Genomic DNA, 986 nt, shown 5'->3' on the forward strand with positions numbered 1-986 from the left:
CGAACTCAGCAGTGAAACGCAGTTGCGCCGATGGTAGTGTGGGAGTTCCCATGTGAGAGTAGGTCATCGTCAGACACCAATTTAAGATTATGGTTAGCCAAGGCTAACGGTAGTCAAACAGCTTTGTCTGGTGACAATAGCGCTGCGGCCCCACCTGATCCCATGCCGAACTCAGTAGTGAAACGCAGTTGCGCCGATGGTAGTGTGGGAGTTCCCATGTGAGAGTAGGTCATCGCCAGACACTAATTTTGCTCTTATCTTTTGTCAAAGATGAAGATAAGAGCTAGGAAAAGCCCGAGTCTAACGACTCGGGCTTTTTTCGTTTTTCACCAAAATAGATAACTAAAGCTCCAGGTTTCATCTCTTGGGGCTTATTCGTATCTACTAGTTCAGTAATCCCTGAAATAGAATTAGTTATTGGGCAGTGGTCGAGGAAAATATCTTCGTTATGCAAAATAAAATAACGCGTTAATGGCTCAAAACCTGAGCGGATACGTTCCGGCTGCGCATTAAAAAGGGCTTTCGCTAGATACTCTTTGTGCAAAATGCTGAGGCTAATTGATATTTTTATTAGCGGCAGCTCGAGCTGTCTGGATAATAAGGCTAGATAAGCAAACCTGTTTCGGTTGTTAATTGCACGCAGGGGGCTTTGGATAACGCTCATTTTGATCTCAGCAAACAAGTTTTTGCTGTGTTGCTGCACCGCGACCAATAAAATGCCGATCAATTTTAAATATAATCCCGAATTGGATAGGCGCGAGAGTGATGTGTGCGCTCACTTTATCTACAGTGCTGTCGTGTGTGCGCTGGGTGCAGCAGATAAATGAAATGACTACCCCTAATTGGCTGCGTCAAATAACAGCAATGTGCAGCTTAAAAGCGCACTTAGTTGGTTATTCATTCGAACGAAAATAATATTCAATTTAGCCCTTGCGGCTGAGTTAGAACTGCCTATAATGCGCATCTGTCGACGGGGCACAGCAACT

The 986-nt window shown here is 44.6% G+C and carries 1 protein-coding gene and 1 rRNA gene; one reads left to right on the plus strand and one right to left on the minus strand.

Annotation, left to right across the window (positions count from 1 at the left end; genetic code table 11):
- The first annotated feature begins 126 nt into the window (after positions 1 to 126).
- Positions 127 to 241 (plus strand): 5S ribosomal RNA (gene rrf, locus Q0796_RS18050).
- Positions 242 to 283: 42 nt separating this feature from the next.
- Here the strand turns inward: rrf and Q0796_RS18055 are convergent.
- Positions 284 to 727: a hypothetical protein gene (locus tag Q0796_RS18055; protein WP_298445883.1), complete on the minus strand. Its 444-nt coding sequence runs from the start codon at positions 725 to 727 to the stop codon at positions 284 to 286.
- Positions 728 to 986: the final 259 nt, after the last annotated feature.

This window comes from uncultured Ferrimonas sp., from assembly GCF_947489035.1.
Lineage (GTDB): Bacteria > Pseudomonadota > Gammaproteobacteria > Enterobacterales > Shewanellaceae > Ferrimonas.